Here is a 21,026-nt window from a genome sequence, read left to right on the forward strand (position 1 = left end):
TACAAATCAAGGGTTACAAAGTCAGGAAGCCGTCGTAGAGTCCATAGGCTGCCACCAGGGCGCCCACGACCACTGCGGCGAAAATCAGCTTCTCGACGTTAGTGAAAACCGGTTGCTTGAGTTCCAGCTTGGCCTTGGCGAACAGGATCGCGCCGGGGGCGTAGAGCAGCGCCGAGAGCAGCAGGTACTTGACCCCGCCGGCGTATAACAGCCACATCGCGTAGATCAGGGCGACGCCGCCGATGATCAGATCCTTGCGCCGTTCGGCGGCGAAACCTTCGTAGCTCTCGCCACGTACCGCCAACAGCACGGCATAGGCTGCCGACCACAGGTACGGCACCAGAATCATCGATGTGGCGAGGTAGATCAGCGACAGGTAGGTGCTGGCCGAGAACAGGGTGATGACGAGGAAAACCTGCACCATCGCGTTGGTCAGCCACAGGGCGTTGACCGGTACGTGGTTGGCGTTTTCGCGGCGCAAAAACTCCGGCATGGTGTGGTCTTTGGCCGCGGCGAACATGATCTCCGCGCACAGCAGCACCCACGACAGCAGCGCCCCCAGCAAGGAGATGATCAGGCCGACGCTGATCAGCACCGCCCCCCAGTGACCGACCACATGTTCCAGCACGGCGGCCATCGACGGATTCTGCAGTTTGGCCAGTTCCGGCTGAGTCATGATGCCCAGCGACAGCACGTTCACCAGCACCAGGAACAGCAGCACGGTGATGAAACCGATGACGGTGGCCTTGCCGACGTCGGAGCGCTTTTCCGCCCGCGCCGAGAAGATGCTGGCGCCCTCGATACCGATGAACACCCACACGGTGACCAGCATCATGTTGCGCACCTGGTTCATCACGCTGCCCAGATCCGGGTTTTTCACGCCCCAGATGTCAGCGGTGAAGATGTCCAGTTTGAAGGCGAAGATCGCGATCAACACAAACAGCAGTAGCGGCACGACCTTGGCGACCGTGGTCACCAGGTTGATGAACGCCGCTTCCTTGATGCCGCGCAGTACCAGAAAGTGCACCGCCCACAGCAGCACCGATGCGCCGATCACCGCCGCGACGGTATTGCCCTCACCGAAAACCGGAAAGAAATACCCGAGGGTGCTGAACAACAGAACGAAATAGCCGACGTTGCCCAGCCAGGCGCTGATCCAGTAACCCCAGGCGGACGAGAAACCCATGTAATCGCCGAAACCGGCCTTGGCGTAGGCGTAGACACCGCCGTCCAGGTCAGGCTTGCGATTGGCGAGGGTTTGAAAGACAAAAGCGAGGGTGAGCATGCCGACAGCAGTGATGGCCCATCCGATCAGCACCGCGCCGACGTCGGCGCTGGCGGCCATGTTTTGTGGCAAAGAAAATATCCCGCCGCCGATCATCGAGCCGACTACCAACGCAACCAGTGCACCGAGTCGTAGTTTTCCGGGAGCTTCAGACATTGCATGACTCCATTGCAGGAGAGAAGAGATCACAGCGTAGTTCTGTTGTCTGTTCGAACAGCTGACTTAGATCAGTTCATGGCCACATTCCATTGTTAATGAATGACTTATGAAAGAGCTGATGGCATAAATCTGCTGCCCGAAGAGGCCCGTTCCAGAGGCTTTTGGCAGATTTGTTTGGGAATTGCTCCCATTACTTTCGAGTTATCACGCTAGTTTGTTTTCAGCTTTTGGCAAATTTTTCACAGCTGTTTTCAGTACAGAATCGAATAATCAGGATTTGCGCACAAAAATGATTAACCGTGCTGGTCGTTAGCGTCGTTGGCTATATATAAAAGGCGTTAATTGGCGTTATTCAATAAACGTACTTACGCTTTATCCGTTTAGTTAATACCTGATGTTTCAAGGCGCTCGCCGCCGAACAGGAAAGGGAGACTGGAATGTCGCAACCGACGCAAAAACTGCAACTGGGTGCGTTGATTGCCCTGGTGGTGGGGTCGATGATTGGCGGGGGGATTTTCTCGCTGCCGCAGAACATGGCGGCCCGCGCCGATGCCGGGGCGATCCTGATCGGCTGGGGGATCACGGCCATCGGCATGCTGACCCTGGCGTTCGTGTTCCAGACCCTGGCCAATCGCAAGCCGGAGCTGGATTCCGGCGTCTACGCCTACGCCAAGGCCGGGTTCGGTGATTACATGGGATTCTCGTCGGCCTGGGGTTACTGGATCAGTGCGTGGCTGGGCAACGTCGGCTATTTCGTTCTGCTGTTCAGCACGCTCGGGTATTTCTTTCCGGTGTTCGGCCAGGGCAATACGCCCATCGCCATCGGCTGTGCGTCGGTGCTGCTGTGGGCGGTGCACTTCCTGGTGATGCGCGGGATCAAGGAAGCGGCGTTCATCAATCAGGTGACCACCGTGGCGAAGATCTTGCCGCTGATCATGTTCATCGTCATTGCGGCGTTGGCGTTCAATGCCGACATCTTTACCCGCGACATCTGGGGGCGCAGCAACCCGAGCTTCGGCGGGGTGATGGATCAGGTGCGCAACATGATGCTGGTCACCGTGTTCGTGTTCATCGGCATCGAAGGCGCCAGCGTGTACTCGGCGCGGGCGGAGAAACGCAGCGACGTCGGACGTGCCACGGTGATCGGTTTTATTGGCGTGCTGGCGTTGCTGGTGCTAGTGAATGTGCTGTCGCTGGGGATCATGAGCCAGCCGGAACTGGCGCAACTGCAAAACCCGTCGCTGGCGGCGGTGCTGGAACATATCGTCGGCCCGTGGGGGGCGTTGCTGATCAGCATTGGCCTGGCCATTTCGCTGCTTGGGGCGTTGCTGTCCTGGGCGCTGCTGTGTGCAGAAATCCTCTTCGCCACCGCCCGCGACAAAACCATGCCGGCGTTCCTGAAAAAGGAAAATGCCAACCATGTGCCGGTCAACGCGCTGTGGCTGACCAACGTGATGATCCAGATTTTTCTGTTGATCACGCTTTTCTCGGCGGGCACTTACACCAGTCTGATTTATCTGGCGTCGTCGATGATTCTCGTCCCGTATCTGTGGTCGGCGGCCTATGCGGTGTTGCTCAGCGGGCGGGGTGAAACCTACGAACACGCCTCGGCGGAGCGCACCAAGGATCTGCTGATCGGCGGCATCGCCCTGTGTTACGCGGTGTGGTTGTTGTACGCCGGTGGGGTGAAATACCTGCTGCTGTCGGCGCTCCTGTATGCGCCGGGAGTGATCCTGTTTGCCAAGGCCAAGCATGAGGCCGGTGAGCCGCTGTTCACCCATGTCGAGAAGGGGATTTTCACCTGCGTGATCATCGGCGCGGGACTGGCGGCGTATGGGTTGTACAGCGGTGTGTTGTCGTTGTGAGGTTGTCGCTGGCGTATCGACTGCCGTCGATTGTGGATGCCCAGCCAATCTTTCAAGTCGGTGAGTTTCTTGAATATCCCCCCATCAGTCCCCTCTCCCTCTGGGAGAGGGTTAGTGAGGGGCTTTTTTAGAGCCACTGTGGGTTATGGGTGCCCAACTCGGTGGCCGGCAACGCCCACTGAATTGGCGTGCCGCTGATCTTCACCGGCACCTGCAAACGATGCGCCGGCCCCCACGGAGTCTGCTCCACCCGCGAGTCTTGATCGTGTCCATCCTCCGCGCGCAACGCTTCGCTCGTTCCCGGTCCGTGCTCGATCAACAGCCTGGCGGTACGCGCCAGCGACAAGCGTGCTGAGCCGCCGCGACCGCTGCGCAAACCTTCGGTGAGCAATTTGAGTGCACTCGCCGCCATCAGATAACCGGTCGCATGATCCAGCGCCTGCACCGGTAACGGCGTCGGTTTCTCGGCCTGCTGCCAGTGCATTCCGGCCTCTGCGATGCCGCTGCTCATCTGCACCAGGCTGTCGAAACCGCGGCGGTTCTGCCATGGGCCGCTCCAGCCGTAGGCGTTGAGGCAAACGTCGATCAGCCCGGGCGCCAGTTGCCGGCGGCGTTCGCTGCCGAAACCAAGATGCTCCAACGCATCGGCGCGGTAACCGTGGAGCAGAATGTCGGCCTCCTTGAGCAAACTCTCGAACACCGCGCGATCCGCCGGATCGTGCAGGTCCAGCCGTGCGCAACGCTTGCCGAGGGTCATCTCCGGGACCACGCCGGGCTCGTTCCAGGTCGGCGGGTCAATGCGCAACACATCGGCGCCTAGGCCGGCGAGAAAGCGGCTGGCTGTGGGGCCGGCGAGCACGCGCGTCAGGTCGAGCACTTTGATCCCGGCCAACGGTTGCGCTGCCGAGCCTCGCCACGGCTGTTGCATGGCGTCTGGTGAATCGATGAAGAGCACCAACGGTTCGGCATTTACGGCAAGGCCTTGCGGGTGATTCTGCCACTGCGTCCAGCTGCGCATTTCGGCAGCGCAGCCCTTGGCCTCGACCACGGCGTGCTCCAGGTCCGCGCTGATCCATTGCGCGACTTTCGCCGCCATCGCCGCTCGGTCAGCACAGGCTCCGAGCACACGTTCAGCGGCGGCGCGGTGATGGGGGGCGTTGGTGTGCAGGCGAATCCAGCCGTCCTGGGTGGCGTAGTCGCCGGCGACCGGGTCCCACAACGGCGGCACTTGCCAACCGACGGGGCGCAGCGAGGTCGAGAACCAGAACGAGGCCAGGCGCCGGTCGACTTCAACGCTGGGCAGGTCACCGGTTTGCGCGTGGATCAATTCGCTGACGGCCTGACCGGCAGCGGCCATGCTGGCGCAGGCAAGGTCGGTGACGGCGAACGCCGAAGGCAGGGCGCCTGGGCCGTTGAATGCCACCGGCGTGCGGGACAAGCCGAGCGCGGCTTGAATGGACGTGAGTAAATCAGTCATCGAAGGCCCTCCGGAACAAGAGGGCGATGATAGTGCAAAAGAATGTCGGGTTAGATGAAAACGCCAGCGGGTGAACGCTTACCCCTGTGGGAGCGAGCCTGCTCGCGAAAGCGGTGGATCAGTCACATTAGTGTTGAATGTGCTGCCGTCTTCTCGAGCAGGCTCGCTCCCACAGGGATTTTTGCAGGTTTGCTAGACCCGGAACTGATCCATCAACTTCATCTGCTGGCTGGCCAGCGCATTGAGCTGGCTGCTGATCGCTGCCGATTCGGTGGCTTGTTCAGTCAGGGTTTCGGTGACGGTGCGAATCGCCGACACGTTACGGTTGACCTCTTCGGCCACCGCGCTCTGCTGTTCAGCCGCGCTGGCAATTTGCAGGTTCATGTCGCTGATCACCGTCACCGCGTCGCTGATCTTGCCCAGTGCATCCACAGCCTGGCGGATTTGCCCGGCGTTGTTGTGCGCCTGAGTCTGGCTCGAGTGCATGGTTGCGACCACGCCACGGGTGCCGGTCTGAATGCGCTCGATCACCACACGAATCTCTTCCACCGAATCCTGGGTGCGCTTGGCGAGGTTGCGCACCTCGTCCGCCACCACCGCGAAACCACGCCCGCTCTCACCGGCACGGGCCGCTTCGATGGCGGCGTTGAGTGCCAGCAGGTTGGTCTGCTCGGCGATGCTGCGGATCACTTCCAGTACCGAGCCGATCTGCTCGCTGTTGACCGCCAGCGCTTCGACTTCGGTCACCGCTTTGCTGACCTCGTCGGCCAGTTGGTTGATGTCGCGGGTGCTGCGCTCGATGATCGACATGCCGTCCTTGGCCGACTGATCGGCTCCTTTGGCGGCATTGGCGGCATTTGAGGCGCTGTTGGCGACGTCGTGGGCAGTGGCGCTCATTTCGTTGGACGCAGTGGCGACCTGATCGATTTCGCGGAACTGCACCTGCATGCCTTCACTGGTCTGGCGGGCGATCTCCGAAGACTGGTCAGCGGTGCCGCGCGCCTCGGTGATGCTCTGCTTGATCTGGGCGATGGTCGGCTGCAGCTTGTCGAGGAAACGGTTGAACCAGCTCACCAGTTCGCCCAATTCGTCTTTCTTGCTGTAGTTCAGGCGCTGGGTCAGGTCGCCTTCACCGCTGGCGATGTTCTTCAGCATCTCGGCCACGCTGTTGATCGGCCGGGTCACGCCGGACGCGGTCAGCCAGATCAACAGCAGGCCCACCACGCCGGCCACTACAGCGACCAGCAGCGCAGTGATCACGCCGGTTTTCTGGGCGTCATCGAGCACCGCTTGCAGCTGGACCGAATCGGCCAGCAGAACTTGTTTCGGCAGGTCGATGACCACACCCCAGGCCCGCGAGTTGCCTATCGGATCGACCGGGTAAACCGCGCGGATCAGGTCGCCCTGTTCGAGGATTTTCGGTGTGCCGGACGCGAGCAGTTGCAGCACATCCTGGCCATTGGCGCCGAGGGCGTCATTGATCTTTTTGCCGACCTTGGTCGCGTCTGAACTGTCGGCGCCCAACACGCCGCTGCCAGAAACGATGAGCATGTGCCCGGCATTGTTGAAAAGATTGCGCTGGGACTCGACGGCCGCCGCCTGCAGGGCATCGAGTGCGATGTCGATACCGACCACGCCGATGGCTTTGCCGTCGACGATCAACGGCACGGAAATGGTCGTCATGAGCATTTCCTTGCCGCCGACGGTGTCGGCATACGGATCGAGCAGGCAGGTGCGCTTGTTGTCGCGAGGGCAGGTGTACCAGCTGTTATAAGGCGTGCCGCTGACGCTCAGGGTGGTTTTGGTCAGGTCGTCTTCAACCATGATCGTGTTCAGCGAGGCGCCGGCTGCGCGGCTCCAGTAGGAGGCAAACCGTCCGGCTTCGTTGGACTGGCGAGCGGCGTCGTTGGCGAATTCGCTGTCCTTGCCGTCGAGGCTGTTCGGTTCGAAGGCGAGCCAGATGCCGAGCACTTTGTCGTTACGCTCGAACGCGGTTTTCAGGCTCAGGTTCAACTCTTCCCGCAAGGCGCCGGCGTCCAGCGACCGCTTGGCGGCCATCACCCGCAGGTCCTTGATCTGGTCGGCCAGGGCAGTGATCACGGTCAGGCTTTCGCCGAAGGTTTTCTGCACCCGCACGGCTTGTTCCGCCGCTTTGGCTTGCAGCAGGTTCTGCACACTGGCGGTAAGCAGCTTGTTGCTGGAGTTGCTGACCAGTTCGTCGTTCTGATTGGTCTGGTAGATGTTCATGCCGACGATCAGCGCGACCACACCGAGCAGGCACAGGCCGGAGAGCAGGACGATTTTCAGGCGAATGGACAGAGAGTCGAACATGGGGCGATCTCGCGAATGAATAAACGGGTGGCATGCGGGCACCAAGTACCCGGCCAAATCCATTCAGCGCCATTCAATGCTCATCGGCGTGGAGCGGGAGCGCATGAGGCGGCTGCCGACGAACGGTCAGTGCTAAACGTTTGCGCAGGGGAAAGTGCTGAAAAAGCGGGAAATTACAGGGATGTTTCCAGGCTGTGACCGGTGCATGACCGGCCATCGGCAAACTGTTGGCGGCTGATCAAACAGGTTTTGCCAGGGATTCGGGGCGCGACCAGATCCACAGATTGCCCAGGCTCATCCCGGCAATCGCCAGATAAACGGGCCAGCCGTGATCGAGCATCACCAGCATCAGCGTGGCGCACAGCAACATGCTCAGCGTGGCGCTGACTTTGGCTTTGCGGGCGATGATCCTGCCGTTGCGCCAGTTACTCAGGATCGGCCCGAACAGGCGATGGTTTTCCAGCCAGGCGCTCAGGCGCGGCGAACTGCGAGTTGCAGCCCAAGCGGCGAGCAGGATGAACTCGGTGGTCGGCAGGCCGGGCACGACGATGGCAATCAGGCCGATGCCGAGGCTGACATAGGCCAGCAGGCCGAACAGCAGACGGGCGAGTTTCGAGGAGGCGGGTTGCGGCATGGGCTCGTGATTGCAGTGAGGCGAGATGGGAATCTTACAGACTTACGCAGATCACTGTGGGAGCTGGCAAGCCAGCTCCCACAGGTTTTGCGGTGTGTCGGGAATCAGGCGGGTTCGGCTTCGGTGGCGTAAGCCTGTTCCAGCAGCACGGTGAAGCGGTTGAACGCGTCGAGCGCGCCTTGCTCGACTTCGGCCTCTTCTTCAGCGCTGAACGTAAGCGCATCGAGGGTGCGCACGAAGCGCTTCCAGCCTTCGGCGCGGCCGCCCTCCGGCTCGCCGAGGTGACGGGCGCCGAAGGTTTCGCTCAGCTCCAGCGCCACGGCGCGTTTGATCAGGAACGCAGCGCCGAGCTTTGAGCCTTCGGAAACGAAGATCCAGCCCAGCGCGCGAGCCTTGCTCGGTTTTTTTACCGCGCCGGCCACCGGCGCCGGCACTTCGGTGTCGAGGTCGGCGAGGTCTGCCCTGGCGGCTTCGGCGCGGCAGCGGGCCGGCAGATCCGGGACGATGGCGGTCAGTTCGGCATCGTTGTACAGGTCGACCAGTTCCGACTGAAACAGGTACTGCGCGACCACGAAACGGGCGAAGCTGGCGCGGGTCCCGAACGGTGCGTGAGCCTTCACCAGCGCATCGAGTTTGCTGTGTGGCTCGTGGGTGATCTGGTTCAAGCGTTGCGAACGCAGGGCAGGGCGTTGTTCGGTGTCTTGAGTGGTCATGGGAAATCCTTGAGAAAAAGAGGCGCTTGCTAACGAGACGAACCAGCCAGCGCCCGAGCGTAAAAAAACCTCACGGCGTGATGGATGACCACGCGCCGTGAGGTGGGCCGGATCAGATGTCCCAGATCAGGTTGATCGCGAAGTTGCGGCCCGGTTGGGTCAGGCGATCAAGGTTGGCCGGTTGCGTCACCGAGGCCTCGCCGACGCTGTCGTAACCGCGCACGTCATCCCACAGCCAGTACTTCTTGTCAGTCAGGTTGTAGATGCCGCCGCTGACCGTCACGTCGTCGGTGACTTTGTAATAACCGGCCAGATCAAGAATGCCGAAGCCCGGGGTTTTGAACTGGCTGCTGACGCCGTCCGGCGACTTGAAGTTGCTGTCGTCAACGCGATCCTTTTTCTTCACCACGGTCCAGCTCAGCAGGCCGCCGTAGTTGTCCTGGTCGTAACCCAGGCCGAACACGCCGGTCAGCGGGTTGACGCTGTTAAGCGGCTCGCCGGTATCGTTGTTGCGGCCGTAGGCGTAGGCAATCGAGCCTTGGGTGTAGAGGCCTTGCGGCGCGCCGAACGCATCCAGATTCAGACGACCTTTGACCTCTGCGCCCTTGATGGTCGCGTGCTTGATGTTGCTCGACTGGAAGGTCAGCTCATCGTAGCCAGGGGTAACGGCGTCTTCGTTGATGAAGTCGCGGTACTTGTTATAGAACACCGCCACGTCGAACGAGCCTTGCTCGAAGTTGCCGCGCAGACCGGTCTCGAAGCTTTTGCTCTTTTCCGGTTCGAGGTCTGGATTCGGCGCCACGTTGTAGCCGGTGGTGTTGTTTTCGAAGCGACCGTACAACGCTTTTGCGGTCGGGGTGCGGAAGCCTTCGGCGTACTGACCGTACCAGGTGTAGTGCTCGGTCAGGGCGTAGGTCAGGCCGAATTTTGGCGAGACTTTATGCCAGGTCTTGTTCTCGTCGCTGACGGTGCCCAGGCCATCGGCGGCCACGGTGTTGAGGAATTCCTCAGTGATGTGCGGCTTGAGCTGGGTGTAGTCGTAGCGCAGGCCGGGCAGGAAGGTCCAGTTGTTCCAGCTGATCTGATCCTGAGCGAACAGGCTGTAGGTGTTGATGGTCGGGTCCGGGAAGTCGGTGGCCTTTTTCAGTACGTCAGCGGTACTGGTCGCACCAATGGCCGTGCAGCCGCGACCGACCGCCAGACACTTGCCGTCGCCGCTGCGCGAACCGGTGACTTTCTGTTGCTTGATCGTGGTGCCGTAGGTCAGCACGTGATCGGTGTCGCCGATGGCAAACGCCTTGTCCAGTTGTGCGTCGAACACCCACTGCTTTTCTTCGTAGATCGTGTCGCGAGTGCGCAGCACTTTACGGGTGATCGGGTAGTAGAACTCTTCGGTGCTCTGGTCGGTCTTGGCGATCTGGTGGTTGAGGCTCCACTTCACGTGGTCGACCAGCAGGTTGTCGAGGGCGAACGAGTGTTCGAGGCCGAAACGCTCACGGGTGATGGTGTCGTTGCCGGTGCGCCACTGGTACATGCCGCCGGGCAGTACGCTGTCGGGAATGGTCGGGGCGCCGTTGAAGTACGGGCCGCCGTAGGCGCTTTTCTGATCCGTGTCACGATCATCCTTGTACTTTTCGTAGGTCAGGCCCAGACGCGAGTCTTCGTTGTAGTTCCAGCCGAGCTTGGCCAGCACGTTGCTGGCCTTGACGTCTTCCGGGTTGGCGGCGGTGCGCTCAAGGCCGGTGCCGTTGTTGCTGCCGTAGGAATCGGTTTCGTGACCGTCGCGCTGGCTGTAGTGCAGCAAGCCGTCGAACTGATCGGCACGTCCGGCGACGGTGGCGGATTTCAGCCAGCTCTCGTCAGCGGAGCTGTAACCGCTTTTCAGGCGCGCACCGACGTCTTTGCCGGGCTTGATGATGTCATCGGCATCGAGGGTGTAATAACTGACGGCGCCACCGATAGCGTTGCTGCCGTACAGCACCGAGGCCGGGCCACGGAGGATTTCCACACGTTTGACGATTTCCGGGTCAACGTAATTGCGTTGGGTCTTGGCATACGGGCCGTTGAAGAAAGCCTCCGGCACTTCGACACCGTCGACCTGGGTGAGGATGCGGTCGCCGTCGATGCCGCGAATGTTGTAGCCGCTGATGCCGCCACGGGTGCCGGCACCACCGACGGAAACGCCCGGCTCGTAGCGCACCAGATCCTTGATGGTGTTGACGTTGTTGCGGTCCAGATCCTGACGGGTCTGCACGGTGACGGTCGCCGGCACGCTGCTGACCGACTGTTCCTGGCGGGTGGCGCTGATGGTCACTTGATCGAGGTTCAGCGTACCGCTGGCGTTGCGCTTCTCCAGCACGACGTTGTGGTTGCCGAGTTTGCGGAAGCTCAGGTTGGTCCCCACCAACAGACGTTCCAGGGCTTTTTCCGGTGGCAGCGAGCCACGCACGCCCGGCGATGAAACGCCCTGACCCAATGCTGCCGGCAAGCCGACCTGCCAGCCGGTTACGGCAGTGAAGGCATTGAGCGCCGACACCAGCGGCTGCTGGCCGATGGAGAACGAATAGTCGCCCATGTTGCGTGTCGGTTGCTCGGTGGCCGCCATCAGCGGCGCGGTGCCGGCCATCAGGATGGCGGCGGTCAGCAGCGACAGCACGCGGGAAGGGGAAGCAGTCTGGCGGGTAAGGCGAGAGGACATCGATAGCGCTCCGTGTCGCACGAATCTTTATAGGTGCTGATTGGCATCGCGTGATGCGAATCAATTGCATTGGCTATAACGAGACGAACGAACTTTCGCTATCGAGTAAAAATAATTCTCATTTAGTTCAAGATCACCAGCGCAGGGAATTCCTGCAGGCGCGCCGAGGTGATGTGGGCGAGGGAGCGGACCACGTCGAGCGGTTGATCGAGCCGGTAGTTACCGGTCACGGCGACATTCGCCAGTTGCTCGTTGGTGTTGATGATCCAGCCCGGGTAGTAGCGGCGCAGTTCGGCCAACACCTGATTCAGCGGGCAGTTCTCGAACACCAGTCGGCCTTGTACCCAGGCCAGGTCGGTGTTCACGTCGAGCCTGGCCGGGCGATCAAAACCGTTCGGGCCAATCCGAATACTTTCCCCGGCAGTCAGCCGCACTCGGGCATCGTTGTGCGTCGCACGCAAGTCGACATCGCCGCGCTGCACATTGACCTGCGCCACGCCATCGAGATAACGCACAGCGAACGCGGTATCGCGCACGCTGGCAGTGACCGGGCCGGCGTCGATTTCCAGCGGCTGACTACGGCCGTTGGCGATCTCGAAAAACGCCTCGCCCTGAAACAACCGGGCGACGCGTTGCTGATCGTTGATCGTGCTGGAGAACGCCGAGTTGGTATTGAGCAGGACTTTCGAGCCGTCCTCCAGTTGCAGACGCTGACGCTCGCCGACCACCGTGAGATGGTCGGCCTGAATGCGCATCGGCAAATTACTGAAACTGAACAACCCGAGAATCAGCACGGCTGCGGTCGCCAGCGGTTTCCAGTGCGGGCGCAGACGTTTGAGGAAGGTGACTTTCTCAGGTACAGCCGCGAGGTTTTGCGCGCACTGGGCGACTTGCGGGCCGTCCCAGATTGCCTGGGCCCTGGCGAACGCTTCGGCATTCAACGGATCGGCTGCCAGCCAGGCATGGAATTGCCGGGTCTGCTCATCGTTCGGGCTGCCGAGCACGATGAGCCAGTCCAGAGCCTGGTCCATTGCGCTTGCAGCGTCCCGCGCCGAGTCCGGCGAAGGCGAGCGGTGGGTGTCCGTCACGGTGTTTCCTCAGGGCTTCTGGCGAAGCAGTTTCCAGCTTCAAGCTGCAAGCTGCAAGCCAGATGCGTGTACTGCTTTTCGTTTTTACTTGGAGCTTGAAGCTTACAGCTTGCCGCTGCTGTCGTGTCGTTCGGCGACGCCGATGCAAATGCTCATGATCAACTTCAGTTCCTTCTGCACGGTGCTGAGAGAGACATTCAACTCGTCAGCGATTTCCTGATAGCTGTGCCCGTGCAGGCGGCTGAGAATGAAGATCTGTTGCTGGCGTGGGCTGAGTTGACTGAGGCTCACGTTCAAGCGCTCCAGCATCTGCTCGGCGTGGGCGGCGTCTTCGGCACTGCTGGCGGGGGCGGCGACGCTGTGCACGACATCCTGCGGCACGTCGTCGATCATGGTTCGCGAATGGATCTTGCGCGCGCGCAGATGATCCAGCGCCAGATTGCGCGCGGTCTGGAAAACAAAAGGTTCGAGGTGATCGATGGCCCGCTCGGTCAACGCCCGCGTCACGCGCAGGTAGGTCTCCTGCAACAGGTCTTCAGCGGTGCTGTGATTGTTGACCATCCGTTCCAGCGTCCGCAGCAGGGACGTGCGCTGGGTGAGGAAGACATGGTTGAAGCGCGATTGACTCACGGGAGAACCTGATCCATTTTGAGCGAATGATAATGCTTATCATCTAGTCGAGTGGTCAAGCCCTGAATTTGAAAGCTGCGCAAAAACTGTGGGAGCGAGCCTGCTCGCGAAAGCGCTGCATCAGCCAACATAAATGTTTAATGACACATCGTATTCGCGAGCAGGCTCGCTCCCACAGGGATGGGATTATTCGGCGTTACACAGTGCCAGGCAGTTATCCAGCATGCGGTTGGAGAAGCCCCATTCGTTGTCATACCAGGCCAGCACCTTCAGCAGTTTGCCGCTGGATTTGGTGTGGTTGGCATCGAAGATCGACGACAACGGGTTGTGATTGAAGTCGCTGGAAACCAGCGGCAGCGTGTTGTAGCCCAGAATTTTCGAATGCTGGCTGGCCGATTTCATCAGCGCATTGACCTCATCGGCCGATGCTTCGCGCTTCAATTGCACGGTCAAATCCACCAGCGACACATTGATCACCGGCACCCGCACGGCCATACCGGTCAGTTTGCCCGCCAGTTCCGGCAGTACCAGACCCACCGCTTCAGCAGCGCCGGTTTTGCTCGGGATCATGTTTTGCGTGGCCGAACGCGCACGGTACGGATCGGTGTGATAGACGTCGGTGAGGTTCTGGTCATTGGTGTAGGCGTGAATGGTGGTCATCAGACCGCTTTCGATCCCCAACTCGCGGTGCAGCACCTGCGCAACCGGCGCCAGGCAGTTGGTGGTGCACGAAGCGTTGGAGATGATCTGGTGCGACTGGCGCAGAATGTCGTGGTTTACACCGTAAACGACAGTGGCGTCGGCGCCTTTGGCCGGGGCCGAGATGATCACTTTGCGTGCGCCGGCGCTAATATGCGCGGCGGCTTTGGCACGGTCGGTGAACAGACCGGTGCATTCAAACACCACATCAATCTTTTCTGCGGCCCACGGCAGGTCGGCCGGGTTGCGGATCGCGCTGACCGCAATGCGGTCGCCATTGACAGTCAGACTTTCATTGTCATGCTCGACTTGCGCGTCGAACGTGCCGTGAACGGTGTCGTATTTGAGCAGATGAGCATTGATCGAGCTGTCGCCCAGATCGTTGATGGCGACGATCTGCAAATCCTGTCGATAGCCTTGGGTATACAGTGCGCGCAGGACATTACGGCCGATGCGGCCAAAACCATTGATTGCGATTCGAAGAGTCATGGAACAGCGCCGCCGTCGTTTTGTTGTTGGAATTACAAGATTATTCGCATAAAAATAGAAAACAAGCCTTTTTAGTGGCAATATTTTGTTTTATCTACAACGAGTGACCTGAATCAACTGGTCCGAGTGGTCAAAAAAGCCGTCTGTCATTCCAACAACAACGGCGTTTGATCAGCATAGACAATCAGGTCGCCACATCCGTTAGCCTGGAGTTCTACACATGCATCCCCGCGTCCTTGAGGTCACCGAACGGCTTATCGCCCGCAGCCGCGCCACGCGTCAGGCTTACCTTGCACTGATTCGCGGCGCCGCCACTGACGGGCCGATGCGCGGCAAGCTGCAATGCGCCAACTTCGCCCACGGTGTGGCCGGTTGCGGCAGCGAAGACAAGCACAGCCTGCGGATGATGAACTCGGCGAACATCGCCATTGTTTCTTCGTATAACGACATGCTCTCGGCGCACCAGCCTTACGAAGTCTTCCCGGAACAAATCAAGAACGCCCTGCGCGAAATCGGTTCGGTCGGCCAGTTCGCCGGCGGCACCCCGGCGATGTGCGACGGCGTGACCCAAGGCGAGCCGGGCATGGAGCTGAGCCTGCCGAGCCGCGAAGTGATCGCCATGTCGACCGCCGTGGCGCTGTCGCACAACATGTTCGACGGCGCGCTGATGCTGGGCATCTGCGACAAGATCGTCCCGGGCCTGATGATGGGTTCGCTGCGCTTCGGTCACCTGCCGACGATTTTCGTGCCGGGCGGGCCGATGGTCTCGGGGATTTCCAACAAGGAAAAAGCCGACGTGCGCCAGAAGTACGCCGAAGGCAAGGCGACTCGCGAAGAGCTGCTGGAATCGGAGATGAAGTCCTACCACAGCCCGGGCACCTGCACCTTCTACGGCACCGCCAACACCAACCAGTTGCTGATGGAAGTCATGGGCCTGCACTTGCCGGGCGCGTCTTTCGTCAATCCGAACACACCGTTGCGTGATGCGCTGACTCGCGAGGCTGCCCACCAGGTCACGCGCCTGACCAAGCAGAACGGCAACTTCATGCCGATCGGCGAAATCGTCGACGAGAAGGCGCTGGTCAACTCCATCGTCGCGCTGCACGCCACCGGCGGTTCGACCAACCACACCCTGCACATGCCCGCCATCGCTATGGCCGCCGGCATTCAACTGACCTGGCAGGACATGGCCGACCTCTCCGAGGTCGTGCCGACCCTGAGCCACGTCTACCCGAACGGCAAAGCCGACATCAACCACTTCCAGGCCGCTGGCGGCATGTCGTTCCTGATCCGTGAACTGCTCGGCGCCGGTCTGCTGCACGAGGACGTCAACACTGTGCTCGGCCACGGCTTGAGCCAGTACACCAAAGAGCCGTTCCTCGATAACGGCCAACTGGTCTGGCGCGAAGGCCCGACCGACAGCCTCGACGAAAATATCTTGCGTCCGGTTGCCCGTGCGTTCTCGGCCGAAGGCGGTTTGCGCGTGATGGAGGGCAACCTCGGTCGCGGTGTGATGAAGGTGTCTGCGGTCGCGCTGGAAAACCAGATCGTCGAAGCGCCGGCGATGGTGTTTCAGGACCAGCAGGATCTGGCCGATGCGTTCAAGGCCGGTCTGCTGGAAAAGGATTTCGTCGCGGTGATGCGCTTCCAGGGCCCGCGTTCCAACGGCATGCCCGAGTTGCACAAGATGACGCCGTTCCTTGGCGTGCTGCAGGATCGCGGCTTCAAAGTCGCGCTGGTGACTGACGGGCGGATGTCCGGTGCGTCGGGGAAAATCCCCGCAGCGATTCATGTCAGCCCCGAAGCTTATGTCGGCGGCGCTTTGGCACGCGTGCAAGAGGGCGATATCATCCGCGTCGATGGCGTCAAAGGCACTTTGGAACTCAAGGTCGACGCCGCCGAATTCGCAGCACGCGAACCCGCCAAAGGCCTGTTGGGCAACAACATCGGCAGCGGTCGCGAACTGTTTGGTTTTATGCGCATGGCCTTCAGCTCGGCGGAGCAGGGCGCCAGCGCCTTCACTTCTGCCCTGGAGACGCTTAATTGAAACTGGCTTTGGTCGGTGATATCGGAGGCACCAACGCGCGGTTTGCGTTGTGGAAAAACCAGCAACTGGAATCGGTTCAGGTGCTGGCTACAGCCGACCACGCCAGCCCCGAAGAGGCAATCAGCCTGTACCTGAGCGGGCTCGGCCTGGCGCCGGGCTCGATCAGCTCGGTGTGCCTGTCGGTGGCCGGCCCGGTCAGCGGTGATGAATTCAAGTTCACCAACAATCATTGGCGGCTGAGTCGCAAGGCGTTCTGCCAGACCTTGCAGGTCGAGCAGTTGTTGCTGGTCAACGATTTCTCGGCGATGGCCCTGGGCATGACCCGTTTGCAGCCGGGCGAATTCCGTGTGGTGTGCGAAGGCACGCCGGAGCCGTTGCGTCCGGCGGTGGTGATCGGCCCTGGCACTGGCCTTGGCGTCGGCACCTTGCTCGATCTGGGCGAAGGTCGTTTTGCCGCGTTGCCCGGCGAGGGCGGTCACGTCGATCTGCCGTTGAGCAGCCCGCGTGAAACGCAACTGTGGCAGCACATCCACAATGAAATCGGCCATGTCAGCGCAGAAACCGCGCTGAGCGGCGGCGGTTTGCCACGGGTTTACCGGGCGATCTGCGCGGTGGATGGCCATGAGCCGACACTCGATACGCCGGAAGCGATTACAGCGGCCGGTCTTGCGGGTGATCCGATTGCGCTGGAAGTGCTGGAGCAGTTCTGTTGCTGGCTCGGACGCGTCGCGGGTAACAACGTGTTGACCACGGGTGCACGTGGCGGGGTGTATATCGTTGGCGGTGTGATTCCACGGTTTGCCGATTTCTTCCTCGAAAGCGGTTTTGCCCGCAGCTTCGCTGACAAGGGGTGCATGAGCGATTATTTCAAAGGCATTCCGGTGTGGCTGGTGACGGCGCCGTATTCCGGCCTGGTCGGCGCCGGTGTGGCCCTGGACCAGGCAATCCCGACCTGAAATGCAATCCAATTGTGGGAGCGAGCCTGCTCGCGAAAGCGGTGTGTCAGTCAACAGATCTGTTGAATGTTAAAACCGATTCGCGAGCAGGCTCGCTCCCACAAGGGTTTCTGTGGTGTTTGTAAGTTCGATGCTTAAGGCATAATCCGCCCCAATTCCAACAACAAGGATGCCTTCGAAGTGAGCTCAGTCAACAAGTCGATATTGTTGGTCGATGACGACCAGGAAATACGCGAGTTGCTTGAAACCTACCTGACCCGCGCCGGGTTTCAGGTGCGGGCCACAGCCGATGGCGCCAGCTTTCGCCAGGCCCTCAATGAAGCGCCGAGCGACCTGGTGATCCTCGACGTCATGCTGCCCGATGAAGACGGCTTCAGCCTGTGCCGTTGGGTGCGTCAGCATCCGCGTCAGGCGCAGGTGCCGATCATCATGCTCACCGCCAGTTCCGACGAAGCTGACCGGGTGATCGGGCTGGAGCTCGGTGCTGACGATTACCTCGGCAAACCCTTTAGCCCTCGCGAACTGCAAGCGCGGATCAAGGCCTTGCTGCGCCGGGCGCAATTCGGTCAGGAGCGCAGCGGCAGTGATGTGCTGTCCTTCGATGAGTGGCGGCTGGACATGGTCAGCCACCGCCTGTTTCACACTGATGGCGAAGAAGTGATTCTGTCCGGCGCCGACTTCGCCCTGCTCAAACTGTTCCTCGATCACCCGCAGGAAATCCTCGACCGCGACACCATCGGCAACGCCACCCGTGGCCGCGATTTGATGCCGCTGGATCGCATCGTCGACATGGCCGTGAGCCGTTTGCGCCAGCGCCTGCGTGACACCGAAAAACCGCCACGGCTGATCCGCACCGTGCGCGGCAGCGGCTACCAACTGGCAGCCAACGTGGTTGCCGGCAATGGTCACTGAGCCTCTGCGCAAACTCGCCGCGCGGGTGCCAATGCCGCGTTCGCTATTGGGGCGCATGTTGCTGCTGACCTTGCTGGCGGTGCTGTTCGCGCAGACCTTGTCGAGCGTGATCTGGGTCTCGCAACTGCGCGCGACGCAGCTCGAAGGCCTGGTTACCAGTGCTCGCAGCCTCGCCCATTCGATGACCGCCAGTGTCAGTTATTTCCGCTCATTGCCGGTGGCTTATCGGCCGCTGGTACTCGACCAGTTGCGCAGCATGGGGGGGACACGATTTGTCGTGACCCTCAACGACAAGCCGCTGGGCATGGATGTCTTGCCGGTCACGCCACGCAAGGCCGCAGTCATGAAAGCGGTGGACGAAGTGCTGCGGCAATCCCTCGGCCACGACACGGATATCTCCGTGACCTTCGTCAGTCCCGAGGACCTGCGGATTTTCAACGCCGGCCTGAAACTCGATGAACTGCCGCGCTCCTGGGCGCACTACGCGCTGACCCTGGAGCCGGTGAACCCGCCGGTGCTGGTCACGCAGATCCAGATGGCGCCGGGCGAATGGCTGTACATCGCCTCATTGTTGCCCGAGCCGTACACCAGTCTTGAGGAACAGGGCCTGCCGTCGCAGCAGGTCTGGTTTATCGTCCTCACCAGCGGTTTTTTGCTGTTGTTCATCGGCGTGCTGGTGCATTGGCAGAGCCGGCCGCTCAAGCGTCTGGCTCGCGCCGCGCGGGATTTGTCCCTGGGTGCGGATGTTGAGCCGGTGGCCGAAGGTGGCGGCAGTGAGGTGGTCGAAGTAGGCCGCGCGTTCAACACCATGCGCGAGCGCATCAGCCGCTATCTGACCGAGCGCAGCCAGTTGTTCAGCGCGATTTCCCATGACCTTCGCACACCGATCACCCGTTTGCGTCTGCGCGTCGAACTGCTCGAAGACGAGCAGCTGCAAATCAAGTTCGGTCGTGATCTGGATGAGCTGGAGCTCCTGGTCAAAGGCGCGCTGCAATGCGTGAAGGACACCGACATCCACGAGAACATCGAACCGGTGGATCTAAACCATGTGCTCGATTGTCTGGTCGAGCCGTATCTGGCGCCCAACGGCAATGGCCGCGTGACGCAACACGGTCGCGCACTCGCGGCCTATCCGGGCAAACCCTTGGCGTTGAAGCGTTGCATCGGCAACCTGATCGACAATGCGTTGAAGTACGGACAGAACGCTCATCTGCACATTGATGACGATGAAAGTGCATTCGTCCTGCATGTCGATGATGAAGGGCCGGGCGTGCCGGAACAGCGCCTGGAGCAGGTGTTCGAACCGCACTTCAGATTGGCGGGGCAGCAGCAGGGTTATGGCTTGGGCCTTGGCATTGCGCGCAACATCGCCCACAGCCATGGCGGCGAGGTGACGTTGCAGAATCTGCGAGAGGGCGGGTTGCGGGTGACCCTGCAACTGCCGCGCAGTGCTGACTAGTCAGACCGCGTTATCGTTCTTCGCGAGCAGGCTCGCTCCCACAGGTGATTGCGTTCCAACTGGAGGAATGCGGTCAAGTGTGGGAGCGGGCTTGCTCGCGAAGGCTGCCGACTCAGCAACACAAATGTCACTGCTTGGTGACAAACCCCGCCCCCTTCGTTACAAGCCCACCCCGGCCCGTTGTTTAGACTGCCCGCCGTCATAACAACAAAAAAGGGCCACTTCATGGACACCTTTCACCCAGGCTTCAGCAGTTGGCTGAGCGCCCCTGCCCACCAGCAATGGCTCGCCGCCGAAGGCCTGCGCCTGCTGGATTTCGCCAAGGCCTCAAAACTGCCCGAAGGCTTCGGCAACCTTGACGAACGCGGCCGTTTGCCAGCGAACGCACAAGCCGAAACCATGAATACCGCGCGCATGACCCACAGCTTCGCCATGGCCCACATTCAGGGTTTGCCGGGGTTTGCCGATCTGGTTGATCACGGCATCGCCGCGCTGCGCGGGCCGTTGCGTGATGCGCTGCACGGTGGCTGGTTTGCGGTCGCCGAACACCGCGATAACAACACCGGCAAGAACGCTTATCTGCACGCGTTCGTTGCACTCGCGGCCAGCTCTGCGGTGGTCGCGCAACGCCCCGGCGCGCAAGCGCTGCTGGACGATGCCATCGACATCATCGACACGTATTTCTGGAGCGAAGAAGAGGGCGCCATGCGCGAATTCTTCAATCGCGACTGGAGCGAAGAAGAAGCCTATCGCGGCGCCAACAGCAACATGCATGCGACCGAAGCGTTTCTCGCGCTGGCCGACGTCACCGAAGATCCACGCTGGCTGGTGCGCGCGCAACGCATCGTCGAACGAGTGATCCACGGCCACGCTGCCGCCAACGGTTACATGGTCATTGAGCATTTTGACCGCGACTGGCAACCGCTGCGTGACTACAATCACGACAACCCTGCCGACGGCTTCCGTCCTTACGGCACCACGCCGGGTCACGGCTTCGAGTGGGCGCGGCTGTTGCTGCACCTTGAAGCAGCGCGGGTGCAGGCCGGCATGCTCACGCCCGGCTGGCTCGCCACTGATGCGGCAAAACTGTTCGAGAACAACTGCCGCAACGGCTGGAATGTCGATGGTTTGCCAGGCATCGTCTACACCCTCGACTGGGACAACAAGGCCGTCGTCCGTCATCGCTTGCACTGGACGCACGCCGAGGCCAGCGCCGCTGCCAGTGCCTTGCTCAAACGCACCGGCGAGGCGCATTACGAAACCTGGTACCGGTTGTTCTGGGAATTCTGCGAAACGCATTTCATCGACCGTTGCGACGGCAGCTGGCACCACGAACTCGATCCGCAAAACCGCCCAAGCGCCGATATCTGGCCGGGCAAACCTGATCTCTACCACGCCTGGCAAGCTGTACTGATCCCGCGTCTACCCTTGTCGCCGAGCATGGCGACTGCTTTGGCGCAGTTGTCCCAGATCAGTCCTGTGTAACCATACGGTGACATTCGCGCATCCCTTCGTTACCTGCGAAGGGAATCGCTCTGTTTAAACTCCTGTGCAGCGCAAGCACCAGACTTGCATGCATAACAA

At 60.8% G+C, this 21,026-nt stretch carries 15 protein-coding genes and 1 pseudogene; 6 read left to right on the top strand and 10 right to left on the bottom strand.

Annotated features, from left to right (window positions below):
- Positions 1-13: 13 nt before the first annotated feature.
- Positions 14-1,441, bottom strand: coding sequence for an arginine-ornithine antiporter (gene arcD, locus AACY19_RS07495; RefSeq protein WP_339449439.1), 1,428 nt, complete (start codon positions 1,439-1,441; stop codon positions 14-16).
- Between the two features lie 440 nt (positions 1,442-1,881).
- Between arcD (AACY19_RS07495) and arcD (AACY19_RS07500) the strand changes: the two genes are divergently transcribed.
- Positions 1,882-3,309: an arginine-ornithine antiporter gene (gene arcD / locus AACY19_RS07500; protein ID WP_339449441.1), complete on the top strand. Its 1,428-nt coding sequence runs from the start codon at positions 1,882-1,884 to the stop codon at positions 3,307-3,309.
- Positions 3,310-3,436: 127 nt separating this feature from the next.
- Here arcD (AACY19_RS07500) and AACY19_RS07505 read toward each other — a convergent pair whose 3' ends face one another.
- The 9 genes and pseudogenes from AACY19_RS07505 to gap form a co-directional block, all read right to left on the bottom strand.
- Entirely contained in the window at positions 3,437-4,786 is a 1,350-nt protein-coding gene (locus AACY19_RS07505) for a CoA transferase (RefSeq protein ID WP_339449443.1), read from the bottom strand.
- 192 nt (positions 4,787-4,978) lie between these two features.
- Positions 4,979-5,734: a methyl-accepting chemotaxis protein gene (locus tag AACY19_RS27865; protein ID WP_371919311.1), complete on the bottom strand. Its 756-nt coding sequence runs from the start codon at positions 5,732-5,734 to the stop codon at positions 4,979-4,981.
- Positions 5,735-5,836: 102 nt separating this feature from the next.
- Positions 5,837-7,180, bottom strand: a pseudogene (locus AACY19_RS27870) (PDC sensor domain-containing protein); the annotation flags it as partial.
- Between the two features lie 175 nt (positions 7,181-7,355).
- Positions 7,356-7,751 (bottom strand): YbaN family protein, encoded by a 396-nt coding sequence (locus AACY19_RS07515; protein ID WP_339449447.1) that lies wholly within the window; start codon positions 7,749-7,751, stop codon positions 7,356-7,358.
- Positions 7,752-7,855: 104 nt separating this feature from the next.
- Positions 7,856-8,464 (bottom strand): biliverdin-producing heme oxygenase, encoded by a 609-nt coding sequence (locus tag AACY19_RS07520; protein WP_339449449.1) that lies wholly within the window; start codon positions 8,462-8,464, stop codon positions 7,856-7,858.
- Between the two features lie 112 nt (positions 8,465-8,576).
- Entirely contained in the window at positions 8,577-11,162 is a 2,586-nt protein-coding gene (locus AACY19_RS07525; RefSeq protein WP_339449451.1) for a TonB-dependent receptor, read from the bottom strand.
- A 122-nt stretch (positions 11,163-11,284) separates the two neighbouring features.
- On the bottom strand, positions 11,285-12,250 hold the full coding sequence (locus AACY19_RS07530; RefSeq protein ID WP_339449453.1) for a FecR family protein: 966 nt from the start codon (positions 12,248-12,250) through the stop codon (positions 11,285-11,287).
- Between the two features lie 102 nt (positions 12,251-12,352).
- Positions 12,353-12,880, bottom strand: a complete 528-nt coding sequence (locus AACY19_RS07535; RefSeq protein ID WP_339449455.1) for an RNA polymerase sigma factor — start codon at positions 12,878-12,880, stop codon at positions 12,353-12,355.
- A 186-nt stretch (positions 12,881-13,066) separates the two neighbouring features.
- Complete coding sequence (gene gap, locus AACY19_RS07540; RefSeq protein WP_339449457.1) at positions 13,067-14,068, bottom strand: type I glyceraldehyde-3-phosphate dehydrogenase; 1,002 nt, start codon at positions 14,066-14,068, stop codon at positions 13,067-13,069.
- Positions 14,069-14,288: 220 nt separating this feature from the next.
- Here gap and edd point away from each other — a divergent pair, with 220 nt between their 5' ends.
- From edd to AACY19_RS07565, 5 genes are all read left to right on the top strand, one after another.
- Positions 14,289-16,115 carry a phosphogluconate dehydratase gene (gene edd, locus AACY19_RS07545; RefSeq protein WP_339449459.1) on the top strand — a complete coding sequence of 609 codons (1,827 nt, stop codon included), beginning with the start codon at positions 14,289-14,291 and terminating at the stop codon, positions 16,113-16,115.
- Positions 16,112-17,071, top strand: a complete 960-nt coding sequence (locus AACY19_RS07550) for a glucokinase (RefSeq protein ID WP_339449461.1) — start codon at positions 16,112-16,114, stop codon at positions 17,069-17,071. The genes edd and AACY19_RS07550 overlap by 4 nt, the downstream gene beginning before the upstream one ends.
- 180 nt (positions 17,072-17,251) lie before the next feature.
- On the top strand, positions 17,252-17,983 hold the full coding sequence (locus AACY19_RS07555; protein WP_242208195.1) for a response regulator: 732 nt from the start codon (positions 17,252-17,254) through the stop codon (positions 17,981-17,983).
- Positions 17,973-19,442, top strand: coding sequence for an ATP-binding protein (locus AACY19_RS07560; protein ID WP_339449466.1), 1,470 nt, complete (start codon positions 17,973-17,975; stop codon positions 19,440-19,442). The genes AACY19_RS07555 and AACY19_RS07560 overlap by 11 nt, the downstream gene beginning before the upstream one ends.
- A 225-nt stretch (positions 19,443-19,667) precedes the next feature.
- Positions 19,668-20,927 (top strand): D-mannose isomerase, encoded by a 1,260-nt coding sequence (locus tag AACY19_RS07565; protein ID WP_339449468.1) that lies wholly within the window; start codon positions 19,668-19,670, stop codon positions 20,925-20,927.
- Positions 20,928-21,026: the final 99 nt, after the last annotated feature.

It is taken from the genome of Pseudomonas sp. EA_5y_Pfl2_R50 (assembly GCF_963970475.1).
Taxonomy (GTDB): Bacteria; Pseudomonadota; Gammaproteobacteria; order Pseudomonadales; family Pseudomonadaceae; genus Aquipseudomonas.